The following is a 14,976-nucleotide window of genomic DNA, read 5'->3' as shown; positions in this document are numbered from 1 at the left end:
ATCGAGAGCATCAGCCGAACTGAATACCCTGTGCCAGTGGCAGTTCGGTGGAGTAGTTGACCGTATTCGTGGCCCGGCGCATATACGCCTGCCAGGAATCCGAACCGGATTCCCGTCCGCCACCGGTCTGCTTCTCCCCGCCGAACGCGCCGCCGATCTCCGCGCCCGAGGTGCCGATATTGACATTGGCGATACCGCAGTCGGAGCCGTCGGCGGCCAGGAAGCGCTCCGCCTCGCGCTGGTTCGTGGTGAAGATCGAGGACGAAAGTCCCTGCGGCACACCATTGTGCAGCTCGATCGCGGTATCGAGATCGTGATAGGTGAGCACGTACAGGATGGGCGCGAAGGTCTCCTCGCGCACCACCGCGGTCTGCGCGGGCATCCGCACGATCGCGGGCCGCACGTAGTACGCGTCCGCACCGAACCCGTCGACTCGCTCACCGCCGCAGAGCACTTCACCGCCGTCGGCCTGCGCCCGCGCCAGCGCGTCCCGCATGGCGTCATAGGAACGGCCGTTGATCAGCGGCCCGACCAGCACCCCGTCCTCGAGTGGATTACCCACGCGCAGTTGCCGATACGCCGAGGTGATCCGATCCAGCAGCGGCCCGGCCACATCCGCGTGCACGATCAGCCGCCGCAGTGAGGTGCAGCGCTGCCCGGCCGTGCCCGCCGCCGCGAACACGATGCCGCGCGCCGCCAGATCCAGATCCGCCGAAGGCGTCACCACCGCCGCGTTATTGCCGCCCAATTCCAGCAGGCAGCGCCCGAATCGCTCGGCGACGCGCGGAGCCACGATCCGCCCCATCCGCACCGATCCGGTCGCGCTGACCAGTGCCACGCGCGGATCGCCGACCAGCTGTGCGCCGACCTCGCCGGTGCCCTGAATCAACTGGTGCACTTCGGGATTCACGCCGACATCGGCCGCCGCCCGCCGCAACAGCGAATGACACGCCAGCGCCGTCAGCGGCGTCATCTCCGAGGGCTTCCACACCACGGTGTCCCCGCACACCAGCGCCAGCGCGGTATTCCACGCCCACACCGCGACCGGGAAATTGAACGCCGAGATCACCCCGACCACGCCCAGCGGATGCCAGGTCTCCAGCAGCCGGTGCCCGGGCCGCTCGGACGGCATGGTCTTGCCGTACAACTGCCGCGAGAGCCCGATGGCGAACTCGCAGATATCGATCATCTCCTGGACCTCGCCGCGCGCCTCGGCCCCGATCTTCCCGGCCTCCAGGGTGACCAGTTCGCCCAGCTCGTTCTGGTGCTCCACCAGCAGTTGCGCCAATCGCCGCACCACGGCGGCCCGCTGCGGCGCGGGCACCGTGCGCCAGTCCCGGAACGCCTCGGCCGCGCGCCCGATGGCGGCGTCCACCTCGGCCGCCGAACTGGGTCGCAGGGTGAGCAATTCACCGCCGGTGATCGGCGTGCGCACCGAGAGCTCGCCCGGTTCGGGGGTTTTCGCGCCCAGCGCGCGTAGTAGCGACTCGGTGCGAGCGCGCGGCTCGCCGGTCAATTCATCGGTCATTACAGGGTTCATCGGCAGCTCCAGTATGGGTTCCGGCCACGAGTTCGGTTCGCTGAGTTAGCCTTCGCTGATGGCGGATACACCGGCGAAACCACAACTCGACGACATCGATCGATTGCTGATCCGTGAGCTGATAGCCGATGGTCGCGCCACACTCTCCAATCTTGCCGAGAAGGCGAACCTTTCGGTGTCAGCGGTGCAGTCGCGTGTCCGGCGGCTGGAGGCGCGCGGTGTGATCCGCGGCTACACGGCGAACGTCGATCCGGAGGCGCTGGGGCAGATGCTGTCGGCATTTGTCGCCATCACTCCTCTCGACCCGTCGCAGCCCGATGACGCACCCGCACTGCTACAGCACATTCCGGGCATCGAGGCCTGTCATTCGGTGGCCGGAGACGAGAGCTACATGCTGCTCGTGCGTGTCGCCTCACCCCGGCACCTGGAGCAGCTGCTGCAGGAAATTCGCGCGACCGCCAACGTCCGGACTCGAAGCACCATCATTCTGCAGACATTCTATGACAAGTAGGTTGCTTTCGTAATTTGTTCGGAACTTACGGACAAAACCGTAAAAGTTCGTTTACGCTGGGGTGGTGACCCTAGAACTCGATCGGCTCGGGGCGGTTGCCGACACGACCCTGGTCACCCCCGCCCGGGTGCATGAAATCCTGTCCGAGAACATCCTCGCGGACGGCTTCGATCTGGTCCTGGACCTGCGAAAGTCTCGCGGCCGCCGACTGGTCGACGCCCGCGACGGCACGGCTTACCTGGATATGTTCGGCTTCTTCGCCTCCTCGGCGCTGGGCATGAACCATCCGGCCCTGGTCGGCGACCGTCGCTTCCTGTCGAACCTGACCGCGGCGGCCCTGAACAAGCCGAGCAACTCCGACGTCTACACCGTCGAAATGGCGCGCTTCGTGGACACTTTCGCGCGCGTCCTCGGCGATCCCCGGCTACCGCACCTGTTCTTCATCGACGGTGGCGGACTCGCGGTCGAGAACGCCCTCAAGGCGGCGTTCGACTGGAAGTCCCGGCACAATGAAATGCACGGGCGCGCACCGGAACTCGGCACCAGGGTGCTGCATCTGACCGGCGCCTTCCACGGCCGCACCGGGTACACCCTCTCGCTCACCAACACCGATCCGGTGAAGACCGCGCGCTTCCCCAAGTTCGACTGGCCGCGCATCGACACCCCCTTCATCGGTGACGCGCACCCCGATATCGAGGCCGCCGAACGGCACGCGCTCGATCAAATCATCCGCGCGTTCGCCGAAAACCCGTACGACATAGCGTGTTTCATCGCCGAACCCATCCAGGGCGAAGGCGGCGACCGGCATCTGCGACCGGAATTCCTGCGCGCCGTGCAGGAACTCTGCCACGCCAACGACGCGCTGTTCATCCTCGACGAGGTGCAGACCGGCGTCGGCATGACCGGCAGCATGTGGGCCTACCAGCAGCTCGGCCTGAAACCCGATGTGGTGGCCTTCGGCAAGAAGACCCAGGTCTGCGGAATCATGGCGGGCGGGCGCATCGACGAGGTGCCGGACAATGTCTTCCACGTCAGCTCCCGGCTCAACTCCACCTGGGGCGGCAACCTCGCCGATATGGTGCGGGCGCGCCGCATCCTCGAGGTGATCGAACAGGAGAGCCTGCAGGAGCGCGCACTGGAACTCGGCGCGCACCTGCTGCGCCGACTGACCGAATTGTCCACCGCCCATGCGGAAGTCACCGAACCGCGCGGCCGCGGCCTCATGTGCGCCATCACCCTCGACACCGCCGCACTGCGCGATGACGTGGTGACCCGGCTGCGCGAGCAGGAGCACATCCTCATCCTCGGCACGGGGGAGCGCGGCATCCGCTTCCGCCCCCCGCTCACCGTCACCACCGCCGAACTGGACGAGGCTGTCGACGCGCTCGGGCGCGTCCTCGGCTGAGAAGTTCGATCGACAGCTAGGGCAGTTCGGGCGCGGCTGACCGCCGCGCCCGAATTGTGCGTGCCGCGCGACACCCGGCAGACACTCTGCGAATCACCCTGTGGCCTCCTAGTATTCGGCCGCATGTCAGCTCGCCGCCATGCCGATATGACACGGTCCATCGCGTGATCGCGCGCGGTACTCGATCGGTATCGATCCTTGCTCTTATGCTGCTGGCCGGATGTTCGGCAGGCCCCGCCGGAACCGTCGACCGCGCGGGCGGTACGACAACCGCCGTCGCGCCGTCGACCACGGTCGTCGCGCCCACAACCGTTGCGCCGCAGGCGAATCTGCTGCCGGGCATGCCGCCGCCGCTCTCGCCCGCCGATGTCTACGCGGGCACGCGCGAGCTCAGTCCCGCCGTCGCCGACCATTTGCCGCGCGTCTACGTGCCCAACAGTGAGTCGCACACCATCACCGTGATCGATCCGGCTACCTTCCAGATCGTCGACAGCTATTCGGCGGGAGGGTCGGAGCCGCAGCACGTGGTGCCCTCGTACGATCTGCAAACCCTCTACGCCAATAACGATCTGCCGATCGGCGGCGGCAGTCTGCTGCCGATCGATCCGCGCACCGGTAAGGCGGGGGAGCCGATTCCGGTGCGCGATCCGTACAACATGTATTTCACCCCGGACGGCAAATACGCCCTGGTGGTCGCCGAGGCCGACCGGTCGCTCGATTTCTACGATCCGCACACCTGGGAGAAGCTGCACGCGGTCGCGGTCCCCGACTGCGGTGGCGTCAACCATATGGATTTCACCGCCGACGGCCGCACCGCCCTGGTGAGCTGTGAATTCAGCGGCCGCATGGCCGTGGTCGACATCGCGGACCTGCGCCTGCTGCGCATGGTCGACCTGCCGCAGGGCCGCGGCGCGATGCCGCAGGACGTCAAGCTGTCCCCGGACGGGCGCACCTTCTACGTGGCGGATATGGCCACCAACGGCATCCACGTCTTCGACGCGAACACCTTCGACAACACCGGCTTCGTCCAGACCGGTGGCGGCACGCACGGGCTGTACGTCACCCGCGATTCCAAGGCGATGCTCATCACCAATCGGCACGAGGGCACCATCTCGGTGTGGGATTTCGCCACGAATCAACTGGTTCGCAAATGGCAGATTCCGGGCGGCGGCAGCCCGGATATGGGCAACCTCTCGGCGGACGGCCGCGTTTTCTGGGTCTCCGGCCGCCATCACGGCGAGGTCTACGCCATCGACATCGTGGAATGGAAGTTGTTGGCCCGCATCCCCGTTGGCCGGGGCGCGCACGGCCTCACCATCTGGCCGCAGCCCGGACGCTATTCCACAGGCCACACCGGGGTGATGCGGTGACCATTCACAGTCGAGATATTTTTCTCGGGCGAATCCGCGGACGCGGCGTCAAAACGAGTCCCGACCTGCGGGTTTCTACTGGCAGCCAGTCAATAACCATACTGACGAGTAGGCAAGACGGGATTACCAGAGGGCACTGGTACTGGTTACACTCCCGGGCATGACGAGTGTCCAGCAGCAGCCTTCGCCGGGGTCGGCGGGCGCCCCCGATATCCACACCACCGCCGGCAAGCTGGCTGACCTGCGCAACAGGCTGGATGAAGCCAAGCACCCCATGGGTGAAGCCGCCGTCGACAAGGTCCACGCCAAGGGCAAGATGACCGCGCGCGAGCGCATCCTCGCCCTGCTGGACGAAGGTTCGTTCGTGGAGCTCGACGCGCTCGCCCGGCACCGCAGCGTGAATTTCGGCCTGGAGAACCAGCGTCCGCTCGGTGACGGCGTGGTGACCGGATACGGCACCATCGACGGCCGCGACATCTGCATCTTCTCCCAGGACGTCACCGTGTTCGGTGGCTCGCTCGGCGAGGTGTACGGCGAGAAGATCGTCAAGGTCATGGATCTGGCGCTCAAGACCGGCCGCCCGCTGGTCGGCATCAACGAGGGCGCGGGCGCGCGCATCCAGGAAGGCGTTGTCTCCCTGGGCCTTTACGGTGAGATCTTCCACCGCAATATCCAGGCCTCCGGCGTCATCCCGCAGATCTCGCTCATCATGGGCCCGGCCGCGGGTGGTCACGTCTACTCGCCCGCCCTCACCGACTTCGTCGTGATGGTCGATCAGACCTCGCAGATGTTCGTCACCGGCCCCGACGTGATCAAGACCGTCACCGGTGAAGAGGTCACCATGGAGGAGTTGGGCGGCGCCCACACCCACATGGTGAAGTCCGGTGTCGCGCACTACGTCGCCTCCGGCGAGCAGGACGCCCTGGACTACGTCAAGGACCTGCTGAACTACCTGCCGAGCAATAACCGCGCCGAGGCCCCGCGCTTCCCGGCCACCGATCCCATCGAAGGCGCGATCGAGGACTCCCTCACCGAGGACGACATCGCGCTCGACACGATCATCCCGGATTCGCCGAACCAGCCGTACGACATGCACGAGGTCATCAAGGCCCTGGTCGACGACGACGAGTTCCTCGAGGTGCAGGCCGAGCGCGCGATGAACATCATCATCGGCTTCGCCCGCATCGACGGCCGCAGCGTCGGCTTCGTGGCCAACCAGCCCTCGCAGTTCGCGGGCTGCCTGGACATCGACGCCTCGGAGAAGGCCGCGCGCTTCGTGCGCACCTGCGACGCCTTCAACATCCCGATCATCACCCTGGTGGACGTTCCGGGCTTCCTGCCGGGCACCGGCCAGGAGTACAACGGCATCATCCGGCGCGGCGCGAAGCTGCTCTATGCCTACGGTGAGGCCACTGTGGGCAAGATCACAATCATCACCCGCAAGGCCTACGGCGGCGCCTACGACGTCATGGGTTCCAAGCACATGGGCGCCGATGTGAACCTGGCGTGGCCGACCGCTCAGATCGCCGTCATGGGCGCGTCGGGCGCGGTCGGATTCGTCTACCGCAAGCAGCTCAAGGACGCCGCCGCCGAGGGCGCCGACGTCGACGCGCTGCGCCTCGAGCTGCAGAACGAGTACGAGGACACGCTGGTCAACCCGTATGTGGCCGCCGAGCGGGGCTATGTCGACGCGGTCATCCCGCCGTCGCACACCCGCGGTCAGATCGTCTCGGCGCTGCGGCTGCTGGAGCGCAAGATGGTGACCCTGCCGCCGAAGAAGCACGGCAACATTCCGCTCTGATCGGACGATAAGCGCTTCATGGGGCGCACACTGAGGTTGGGACTCCGGTACCACTTGTGCCGGAACCCGCACACCGCGCAGGAACGCCCCATCCGAGCAAAGATGGTAGGAACGGGCCTTCGACGTCGAAGGCCCACAAAATACCGTTCGCGGATTCGAACCCACTTCCGCGAACAGCCGCGCTACCCGCGTGGCAATTGGACAGGAGGACTGGCGCTGTGACGACCATGGCTGACGAAGAAGTACTGCGCGCCGCCGAACTGGATCTAGCCGCCGATGGATTGGCGGAAGCGGTCGAAACGGCTGTTGCCGAGGCTGAACCGTCGAGCGCCGGTCCGCTCATCCAGGTAGTGAAGGGCAACCCGAGCGATCTCGAATTGGCCGCGCTGGTGGCCGTATTCGCGGCCGCCGCGAGTGTCCCGGGTGCCGCGGCCGCCACCGGCCCGGCCGATATGTGGGGCCGCCCGACCCTGCTGCACCGCGGCTCCGCGCCGTTCTCGCCCTACGCGTTCCCGGCCCTGTCGCATCTGAAGGACTAGGTACGCCGCAGGGCGAGCCCGACCGTGCCGGTGCGTGACCACCGGCTCGACCGGTCGTGGCACGGCGCCAAATAGGCTGTGCCCATGACGACCGCTGTGCCTAAGACGAATGTTGTGCCCAAGACGACTTTCGTCCTGGCCTCCCAATCTCCGGCCCGGCTCGGCGTACTCCGCAACGCGGGAGTCGAACCGGTGGTCCGGGTGTCCCACGTCGATGAGGACGCGGTGGCCGCGGCCCTACCCGCGGACACCACACCCGATCTCGTGGTGACCGAACTGGCCCGAGCGAAGGCGCGCGAAATCGCCGCCGTGATCGCCGCCGCGGCCGATCCCGCTTCCGGTGAATTCACCGATTCCGTTGTGGTGGGCTGTGATTCGATGCTGCTCGTGGACGGGCAGCTGCAGGGCAAACCGCTCACCCCCGAGGTGGCGCGGGCGCGCTGGGCCGAAATGGCCGGGCGCAGTGCCGATCTGCTCACCGGGCACTGTGTGCTGCGCCTGCGCGACGGTGTGATCGTCGGCGAGGCGGCCGATTGCAGTTCCACCACGGTGCATTTCGCCAAACCCGAGCCCGATGAACTCGATGCCTACATCGCGACGGGCGAGCCCTTGCAGGTGGCCGGATCCTTCACCCTGGACGGCCTCGGCGGCTGGTTCGTCGAGCGCATCGAGGGTGACCCGTCCAGCGTGATCGGAATCGGCCTACCGCTGGTTCGTCGACTGCTTGCCCAGGTGGACGTCGGGGCTACGCAGCTGTGGAGCCACCCGGCTCGTTGAGGTCGCCAGGCGTGGTTCCTCGGTGTCGTTCGTGACGCCGGGGATGCCATCGGTGGTCCGGGCCGCCGCGAGCAATTCCAGTCGCGCCACACACAATTCGGGTTCCACGAAGGGATGCAGCCGCACCGTCACGGTGTCGCGCGCGCCATTGTGGTCCAGCACCTCGCGCATGAGTCCCAAATGCACGCCGCACACGACTTCGGAGTGCGTGCGCGCGAGTTCGCGCAGCGGGCACGCGGTGAGCCGAATGAGCGAATGCTCCTCGGTCTCGCCGGCCGGATCACGTTCGGGTGCGAAACCGAGTTCGGAGGCGACGGTGACGGTGAGATCCCGTGCGTCCTCCAGTGTTTCGACCGGTTGGTCCACCGATTCCAGTTTGGAGCCCCAGACTCGGCCCGCAGCAATGGCGGCATCCGAGCGGCGGCGTGGATCGCTGCCCAGTTGATCGGCGAGCACCTGCGCCAATTCCTGATAGCCCACCGATCGCTGCACTGCGGTATATCCGATTCGCGGACGTCCGCGACCGCGCGGGGGCTGTTGGAATTGGCGTACCAGTGATTCCCGGGTGAGCACATCCAAATGGAAACGCACCGTAGTCACATGCTGGCCGGTGACGCGAGCCAGTTCCTGCGCGTCGAGAGGCTCGCTGGCGCCACGTAGGATCGCGAGCAGTCGTCGTCGCGGCCAAGAATCGGACATAGCTCACCCCTCCTCTCGAGAGACTTTATCGGATGAAGCTGCGCTTAATTCGCTCAATCATCCGATTCGTGATCTGAAACGAGTTTCGTTACCGCCACTTGCCTACGATCGGTGCTGAGATTCGAACTGCCGATACCCAACCCACCACGCGTGAAGGACCACACTGTGCCCGTTGCCCCGGATCCGCATCCCTCGTTCGGTTCCTACGCACATCCTCACCGACTAGTAACCACAGAATGGCTGTCGGCAAACATCGGCGCGCCGGGACTCAAGATCATCGAGTCCAACGAGGACATATTGCTATACGACATCGGCCATGTCCCAGGGGCCATCAAGATCGATTGGCGAAACGAGTTGATCGATCCCCGAACTCGCGATGTCGTCGACGGTGAAACCTTTGCCGCGCTCATGCGTGCCAAAGGTATAGGCCGCGACGACACCGTGGTTATCTACGGTGATCGCGCCAATGGCACCGCGGCCGCCGCCCTGTGGGTGATGGACCTCTTCGGACACGAGGATGTGCGCCTGTTGGACGGTGGCCGGGATGCCTGGATCTCCGAGGCCCGCGACACCACCTTCGAGGTCCCGTACCCGCTGGCGAGCGAATATCCGGTCCCCGCGCGCGATGACAAGACCGCCCGCGCCTTCCGCTCCGATGTCATCGCGCATCTGGGCGCACCGCTGGTCGACGCCCGCGTCTTCGAGGAGTACACCGGCGAACTCGTCGTACTGGACCGCCCGGAGGAGCAGGCCCTGCGCGCCGGGCACATTCCGACCGCCGTCAGCATTCCGTGGAGTTCCTCGGTGGCACCCGACTCGCGTTTCCGGCCGCGCGCCGAACTCGATGTCATCTACGGCGGGGTGGCGGACGGCGTGGCCCCGATGGTGTACTCCCGCATCGGCCGCTGGTCGGCCCTCACCTGGTTCGTCCTGACCTACCTCGTCGGTGTGCAGGGCGTCCGCAATTACGACGGCTCCTGGACCGAATGGTCGAACGCGGTCGGCGCGCCCATCGTCACCGGTGCGGAACCCGGCGCGGTTCCCGAGCTCATCCGGCGGTAACCCCGGCCGCTCTATGCGCGAATAGTGATGCGAGGGTAGGTTCTTCCCCGGACATCCCCGCGCAGATGCTCCACCCGGTCATCCGGGGTCCCCCGAGGGTCACGAACGTTGTGATTCTCACCCTTCGGGCCTACCCATGGGTAGCCCTAGCCCGGTTCGGCTGTTGTTGGCAGACTGCCTACACTGCCCAAGACGAAGTTATCTCCAGCACAGGAGGCTCAGTGCCCAACCATGCCAACGCGCAGATCACGAAGGTCCTCGTAGCCAATCGAGGCGAGATCGCCGTGCGCGTGATCAGGGCTGCCAAGGACGCGGGCATCGCCAGCGTCGCGGTGTACGCGGAACCGGACGCAGACGCGCCTTTCGTGAAGCTCGCCGATGAAGCTTTCGCGCTCGGTGGGCAGACCTCCGCCGAGTCGTACCTGGTCTTCGACAAGATCCTCGACGCCGCCGCCAAGGCCGGCGCGGACGCGATCCACCCCGGTTACGGCTTCCTCTCCGAGAACGCCGACTTCGCGCAGGCCGTGATCGATGCCGGTCTGATCTGGATCGGCCCGTCGCCGCAGTCCATTCGCGATCTGGGTGACAAGGTCACCGCGCGCCACATCGCGCAGCGCGCCGAGGCCCCCATGGCCGCGGGCACCAAGGATCCGGTCAAGAACGCCGACGAGGTCGTCGCGTTCGCCAAGGAGTACGGCGTTCCGGTCGCGATCAAGGCCGCCTTCGGTGGCGGCGGTCGCGGTATGAAGGTCGCGCAGACCATCGAGGAGATCCCGGAGCTGTTCGAGTCCGCCACCCGTGAGGCCATCGCCGCCTTCGGTCGCGGTGAATGCTTCGTGGAGCAGTACCTGGACAAGGCCCGCCACGTCGAGGCCCAGGTGCTCGCCGACAAGCACGGCAATGTGATCGTGGTCGGTACCCGTGACTGCTCGCTGCAGCGTCGTTTCCAGAAGCTGGTCGAGGAAGCCCCCGCCCCGTTCCTGTCCGACGCCGTGCGCGGCAAGATCCACGAGTCCGCCAAGCGCATCTGCAAGGAAGCCGAGTACTACGGCGCCGGCACGGTGGAATACCTGGTGCAGGGCGAGACGGTGTCCTTCCTCGAGGTGAACACCCGCCTGCAGGTCGAGCACCCGGTCACCGAGGAGACCGCGGGCATCGACCTGGTGCGCCAGCAGTTCCGCATCGCCGAAGGCCATGAGCTGGAACACAAGTCGGATCCGATCCCGCGCGGGCACTCGTTCGAATTCCGCATCAACGGTGAGGACGCGGGCCGCGGCTTCATGCCGGCCCCCGGCCCGGTCGTGGTCTACAAGGAGCCCGCGGGCCCCGGTGTGCGCGTGGACTCCGGTGTGGTCGAGGGTTCGGTCATCGGCGGTCAGTTCGACTCCATGCTGGCCAAGCTGATCGTCACCGGTGAGAACCGCGAGCAGGCGCTGCAGCGTGCCGCCCGCGCGCTGGCCGAGTACGAGATCGAGGGCCTGGCAACGGTGCTGCCGTTCCACCGCCACATCGTCGAGAACCCGGCGTTCATCGGCGACGGCACCAAGTTCGAGGTCTACACCAAGTGGATCGAGAACGACTGGAACAACACCATCGAGCCGTACACCGGTGGCGTGCCGATCGAGGACGAGGACGAGGCTCCCCGTCAGAAGGTCGTCGTCGAGGTCGGCGGCCGTCGCCTCGAGGTGTCGCTGCCGGGCCAGTTCTCGGTCGGCGCAGCGCCTTCGGCGAACGGCGCGGGCGTCATCCGCAAGAAGCCGAAGCCGCGCAAGCGTGGCGGCGCGGCCGGTGCCGGTGCTTCCGGTGATTCGGTCACCGCTCCGATGCAGGGCACCGTCGTCAAGGTCGCGGTCGAAGAGGGCCAGACCGTCGAGGTCGGCGATCTGGTCGTGGTGCTCGAGGCCATGAAGATGGAGAACCCCGTCACCGCCCACAAGGCCGGTGTCATCACGGGTCTGTCGGTCGAGGCCGGCGCCGCCATCACCCAGGGCACCGTGCTCGCCGAGATCAAGTGATCTCCCGCCGGATCTGACCGTCCGGCAACAGCTTTCGGGATGGGCCGCGCACACGATGTGCGCGGCCCATCCGCGTTTCCGGGGGTTTGGGGGCCTTGCCCCCAAGTCCCCTTCTTTCGGGGTTGGGGGCGCAGCCCCCATCGACCTGCCGCGCTAAGGTCGACACATGGCTGAACCACCGGATATTCGTATCGGCACCGCGGAGCGGGAAGAGGCCATGAAACGGCTGTCGGACAACTTCGCCGCGGGGCGGTTGAGTGTTGCCGAATTCGATGAGCGCAGCAGGGTTGTGGCCGCGGCCATGACGCGCGGGGACTTGGAGCCGGTGTTCTCGGATCTGCCCGCGGTGGTGCTCGATAAGCCGGTTCCGGCGACGCAGGGATTGCGGTTCGGCGGGAATCTGCCGCAGCGGATCATGCCGGTGGTGCCGATTCTGGCGGTGATTCTCTTCTTCGTCACGCATCAGTGGTGGGTGTTCCTGTTGATTCCGGTCGCGGGTGCGCTGTTGTTCGGCGGCGGTAATCATGAGCGGCGCGGGCGGCGCGAGGATCGCCGCGATCGGAGGCGGGAGCGCTAATGGAACCGATCGAAATCAATGCGGGCAGTTGGTATTTGCGGGCGCTGCGCGCGGATGAGCGCATCGACGATCGCCCGGCGCTGGCGGATGGCGGCATCACCGATCCCGGCTATGTGGCCACCCGGACCGCGCAGTGGGCCGACGAAACGCATTATTCGTGGGCGGTGTGCGTGCCCACCACCGCCGAGATGGTCGCCGAGATCGGCGTGACTCCCGGGGCCGACGGCACGGCCGCGATCACCGGCTGGGTGCGCGAGGGCTATCGCGAGGCCCTCGATGACGGCCTGGTCGCCGTGCACCGATTCACCTCCGGATTCCTCGGCTTGGAACCGGTCGACGCGTCCTGAAGCGCGGCTCCGGACCGTCGATCCTATCCGGTCCGGAGAAATTCCTCCCCATTGAAACCCCAGTTCAGGGCGCTGAATCGGCGCAGTTCCGGGCATAAATCATTGGTGCGCAGCCCTTTTCCACGAGACCCTGGAATGGCATCCGAAGCCGACGACAGGGGAGCGGTTATGTGGGGCTGGAGTACACATCAGGCAGAACGGGCGGCGGTCTCGGCGGTCACGAGTTGGACCACTACCGAGCCGCGGCCGACCATTACCGAACACGAGATCCGTACCGAGACCCGGGGGATCGAGGACAGCGCACCCGCCGCCAATGGCGGGTGCGCTGCCGCGCTCATCGACGACGAAATGTGCATGGCGGACGCCCCGGCCGCCGACCCGCGCATGCCGGTCGGGGGCGCGGGGGTCCGTGCATCCGGTGGAGTAGCCTCGCGGCATGGACAGGCCAGCCTTGGATATCGACCGACTGCGGAGCAGTCTCGCCGCCTCGCCGGAGGGGTCGTTCTTCACCGGGATCGACGTGGTCACCTCGACCGGGTCGACGAATGCGGACCTGGTTGCGCGTGCGGCCGATTCGACCATCGACCGGGTGGCGCTGATCGCCGAAGCGCAGGAGCGCGGCCGCGGCAGGCACGAACGGCAGTGGGTGAGCCCGCCGCGCGCCCAGATCGCCATGTCGGTCCTGGTGCGGGCGCGCGGTATCGACCCTGAGGTGTTGGGCTGGCTGCCCCTGCTGACCGGGGTGGCCGTGGTGGACGCGGTGCGCGCGTCCACCGGGGTCAAGGCGGTGCTCAAGTGGCCCAACGACATTCTGGTCGACGGCCGCAAACTGTCCGGCATTCTCGCCGAGATCGCCTCGGCCGGAACCGATCCCGCGATCGTGATCGGCGTCGGGGTGAACGTCAGTCTCACCGAGGCGGAATTGCCGGTGCCGCACGCGACTTCGCTACTGCTGTCCGGTGCGGGCGATACCGATCGCACCGAACTGGTGGCGGCCATGCTGCGCGAGTTCGCGCGCCGCTTCACCGCCTGGGAGGCGGCGGGCTGGAATACCGCCGAACTGTCCGCCGAGTACCGGGATCGCTGCTCCACCATCGGATCTCAGGTGAAGGCCGAGATTCCGGGCGGTGAGGTGCTCACCGGCATCGCCACCGGAGTCGACGCGCACGGTCGCCTGTTGATCGGCGATCGCGCCGTCTCCGCCGGTGACGTCACTCACCTGCGCGCCGAATACTGAGCGCACCCCGTCATCGTGCGATGACGGGGTGTACGGGTATTCCGATGGGTGCTAGACGATTTCGGTGTTCGGCCTAGACGGTCTGGAGTTCGGCGCGGGCCGCTTCGCGGGCCAGCAGGCGGTCGCGCTGCTCCTCGAATTTGAGGGTGTCCGCTTCCAGCTTGGCGACGTACGCGGCCAGGATCTCCCGGGCCTTGTCGCCGCGCGGCCCGAAGTCGTTGCGCTCGAAGATATTCCAGTTCTTGAGCACCGGCTGCACCACCTCTTCGAGGTGCTGGCGCAGATCGTAGATGCCGTGCTTGGCCATCAGCACGCCGTTGCGCCGGAAGTTCGGCATCCCCGCGCCGGGCATGACGAAGTTGGTGAGCACCTTGGTGATCGCTTCCATGGCCTGATCGGGGGCCAGGTCCAGGCCCGCGCCGCAGAGGGTGCGGTAGAAGATCATGTGCAGGTTCTCGTCGGCGGCGATGCGCTGGAGCATGCGGTCGGCGATGGCGTCGTTGCAGACGCGTCCGGTGTTGCGGTGCGAGATGCGGGTGGCCAGTTCCTGGAAGGTCACGTACGCGACGTTCTCCAGGAATCCGCCCCAATCATCGGGTGACTGTGCGCCATTGGTCATGTGGATCATGCGCGCTTCTTCGAGCGCGACCGGGTCGACGCCGCGGGTGACGATCAGGTAGTCGCGGATGACGATGCCGTGCCGGTTCTCCTCGGCGGTCCAGCGGCCGACCCAGGTGCCCCAGGCGCCGTCCTGGGAGAAGTTCTCGGCGATTTCGCGGTGGTAGGAGGGCAGGTTGTCCTCGGTGAGCAGGTTGGTGACCATGGCGATCTTGGCGACTTCGCTGAGTGAGGATTGCGAAGGGTCCCAGTCCTGTCCGCCCATGGCGGCGAAATTGCGGCCCTGATCCCACGGCACGTAGTCGTGCGGGTGCCAGTCCTTGGCCATGGACAGGTGGCGGTTGAGATTCTGCTCTGCCACCGGTTCGAGTTCTCGCAAGATTTGCAGCTGGGTCAACTCTCGGGTCACACACGCCTCCTGTGTCATGCGCCGGTTTGAACGCGGCCGGAATGGTGTTGCGCGGGACAGCTCGACGAA

Annotated in this window: 14 protein-coding genes; 11 read left to right on the top strand and 3 right to left on the bottom strand. The window is 66.5% G+C overall.

What is annotated here, in order from left to right; translation table 11 throughout:
* Positions 1 to 10 precede the first annotated feature (10 nt).
* Positions 11 to 1,540: an aldehyde dehydrogenase family protein gene (locus tag ACFVUS_RS15700; RefSeq protein ID WP_387765931.1), complete on the bottom strand. Its 1,530-nt coding sequence runs from the start codon at positions 1,538 to 1,540 to the stop codon at positions 11 to 13.
* 58 nt (positions 1,541 to 1,598) lie between these two features.
* On the opposite strand from ACFVUS_RS15700, the gene ACFVUS_RS15695 reads away from it, so the two are divergent.
* The 6 genes from ACFVUS_RS15695 (at position 1,599) to ACFVUS_RS15670 (ending at position 7,943) form a co-directional block, all read left to right on the top strand.
* Positions 1,599 to 2,051 (top strand): Lrp/AsnC family transcriptional regulator, encoded by a 453-nt coding sequence (locus tag ACFVUS_RS15695; RefSeq protein WP_067562135.1) that lies wholly within the window; start codon positions 1,599 to 1,601, stop codon positions 2,049 to 2,051.
* Positions 2,052 to 2,115: 64 nt separating this feature from the next.
* Entirely contained in the window at positions 2,116 to 3,456 is a 1,341-nt protein-coding gene (lat, locus tag ACFVUS_RS15690) for an L-lysine 6-transaminase (RefSeq protein ID WP_387765927.1), read from the top strand.
* A gap of 164 nt (positions 3,457 to 3,620) precedes the next feature.
* Positions 3,621 to 4,826, top strand: coding sequence for a beta-propeller fold lactonase family protein (locus ACFVUS_RS15685; protein WP_387765924.1), 1,206 nt, complete (start codon positions 3,621 to 3,623; stop codon positions 4,824 to 4,826).
* A gap of 160 nt (positions 4,827 to 4,986) precedes the next feature.
* On the top strand, positions 4,987 to 6,627 hold the full coding sequence (locus ACFVUS_RS15680; RefSeq protein WP_387765921.1) for an acyl-CoA carboxylase subunit beta: 1,641 nt from the start codon (positions 4,987 to 4,989) through the stop codon (positions 6,625 to 6,627).
* 227 nt (positions 6,628 to 6,854) lie between these two features.
* Positions 6,855 to 7,166, top strand: a complete 312-nt coding sequence (locus tag ACFVUS_RS15675) for an acyl-CoA carboxylase epsilon subunit (protein WP_387769885.1) — start codon at positions 6,855 to 6,857, stop codon at positions 7,164 to 7,166.
* Positions 7,167 to 7,250: 84 nt separating this feature from the next.
* Positions 7,251 to 7,943: a Maf family protein gene (locus ACFVUS_RS15670; RefSeq protein WP_387765918.1), complete on the top strand. Its 693-nt coding sequence runs from the start codon at positions 7,251 to 7,253 to the stop codon at positions 7,941 to 7,943.
* Here ACFVUS_RS15670 and ACFVUS_RS15665 read toward each other — a convergent pair.
* Positions 7,869 to 8,642 carry a helix-turn-helix transcriptional regulator gene (locus ACFVUS_RS15665; protein ID WP_387765915.1) on the bottom strand — a complete coding sequence of 258 codons (774 nt, stop codon included), beginning with the start codon at positions 8,640 to 8,642 and terminating at the stop codon, positions 7,869 to 7,871. The genes ACFVUS_RS15670 and ACFVUS_RS15665 overlap by 75 nt on opposite strands.
* Positions 8,643 to 8,807: 165 nt before the next feature.
* Between ACFVUS_RS15665 and ACFVUS_RS15660 the strand changes: the two genes are divergently transcribed.
* The 5 genes from ACFVUS_RS15660 (at position 8,808) to ACFVUS_RS15640 (ending at position 13,880) form a co-directional block, all read left to right on the top strand.
* Complete coding sequence (locus ACFVUS_RS15660) at positions 8,808 to 9,704, top strand: sulfurtransferase (RefSeq protein ID WP_387765912.1); 897 nt, start codon at positions 8,808 to 8,810, stop codon at positions 9,702 to 9,704.
* Between the two features lie 221 nt (positions 9,705 to 9,925).
* Positions 9,926 to 11,719, top strand: coding sequence for a biotin carboxylase N-terminal domain-containing protein (locus ACFVUS_RS15655; RefSeq protein WP_387765909.1), 1,794 nt, complete (start codon positions 9,926 to 9,928; stop codon positions 11,717 to 11,719).
* A 166-nt stretch (positions 11,720 to 11,885) separates the two neighbouring features.
* On the top strand, positions 11,886 to 12,296 hold the full coding sequence (locus tag ACFVUS_RS15650) for a DUF1707 domain-containing protein (protein WP_387765906.1): 411 nt from the start codon (positions 11,886 to 11,888) through the stop codon (positions 12,294 to 12,296).
* Positions 12,296 to 12,643 (top strand): hypothetical protein, encoded by a 348-nt coding sequence (locus ACFVUS_RS15645; protein ID WP_387765902.1) that lies wholly within the window; start codon positions 12,296 to 12,298, stop codon positions 12,641 to 12,643. Before ACFVUS_RS15650 ends, ACFVUS_RS15645 begins: the two co-directional genes overlap by 1 nt.
* 436 nt (positions 12,644 to 13,079) lie before the next feature.
* A complete protein-coding gene (locus ACFVUS_RS15640) occupies positions 13,080 to 13,880 on the top strand; it encodes a biotin--[acetyl-CoA-carboxylase] ligase (protein WP_387765899.1) in 801 nt (266 codons plus the stop codon).
* Between the two features lie 73 nt (positions 13,881 to 13,953).
* Here ACFVUS_RS15640 and ACFVUS_RS15635 read toward each other — a convergent pair whose 3' ends face one another.
* The gene (locus ACFVUS_RS15635) at positions 13,954 to 14,907 is read right to left on the bottom strand and encodes an acyl-ACP desaturase (RefSeq protein WP_387765896.1); all 954 of its coding nucleotides are present in this window, start codon (positions 14,905 to 14,907) and stop codon (positions 13,954 to 13,956) included.
* Positions 14,908 to 14,976 lie beyond the last annotated feature (69 nt).

The organism is Nocardia sp. NPDC058058, from assembly GCF_042885355.1.
GTDB lineage: Bacteria > Actinomycetota > Actinomycetes > Mycobacteriales > Mycobacteriaceae > Nocardia.
This window is presented reverse-complemented; position numbering and strand designations above follow the sequence as displayed.

What these genes read in the sequence shown, in the direction of transcription:
- ACFVUS_RS15640 (WP_387765899.1), top strand. Translation starts at nt 13,080, where the DNA reads ATGGACAGGCCAGCCTTGGATATCGACCGACTGCGGAGCAGTCTCGCC.
- ACFVUS_RS15650 (WP_387765906.1), top strand. Translation starts at nt 11,886, where the DNA reads ATGGCTGAACCACCGGATATTCGTATCGGCACCGCGGAGCGGGAAGAG.
- ACFVUS_RS15700 (WP_387765931.1), bottom strand. Translation starts at nt 1,540, where the DNA reads ATGAACCCTGTAATGACCGATGAATTGACCGGCGAGCCGCGCGCTCGC.
- ACFVUS_RS15695 (WP_067562135.1), top strand. Translation starts at nt 1,599, where the DNA reads ATGGCGGATACACCGGCGAAACCACAACTCGACGACATCGATCGATTG.
- ACFVUS_RS15680 (WP_387765921.1), top strand. Translation starts at nt 4,987, where the DNA reads ATGACGAGTGTCCAGCAGCAGCCTTCGCCGGGGTCGGCGGGCGCCCCC.
- ACFVUS_RS15675 (WP_387769885.1), top strand. Translation starts at nt 6,855, where the DNA reads ATGGCTGACGAAGAAGTACTGCGCGCCGCCGAACTGGATCTAGCCGCC.
- ACFVUS_RS15645 (WP_387765902.1), top strand. Translation starts at nt 12,296, where the DNA reads ATGGAACCGATCGAAATCAATGCGGGCAGTTGGTATTTGCGGGCGCTG.
- ACFVUS_RS15670 (WP_387765918.1), top strand. Translation starts at nt 7,251, where the DNA reads ATGACGACCGCTGTGCCTAAGACGAATGTTGTGCCCAAGACGACTTTC.
- ACFVUS_RS15665 (WP_387765915.1), bottom strand. Translation starts at nt 8,642, where the DNA reads ATGTCCGATTCTTGGCCGCGACGACGACTGCTCGCGATCCTACGTGGC.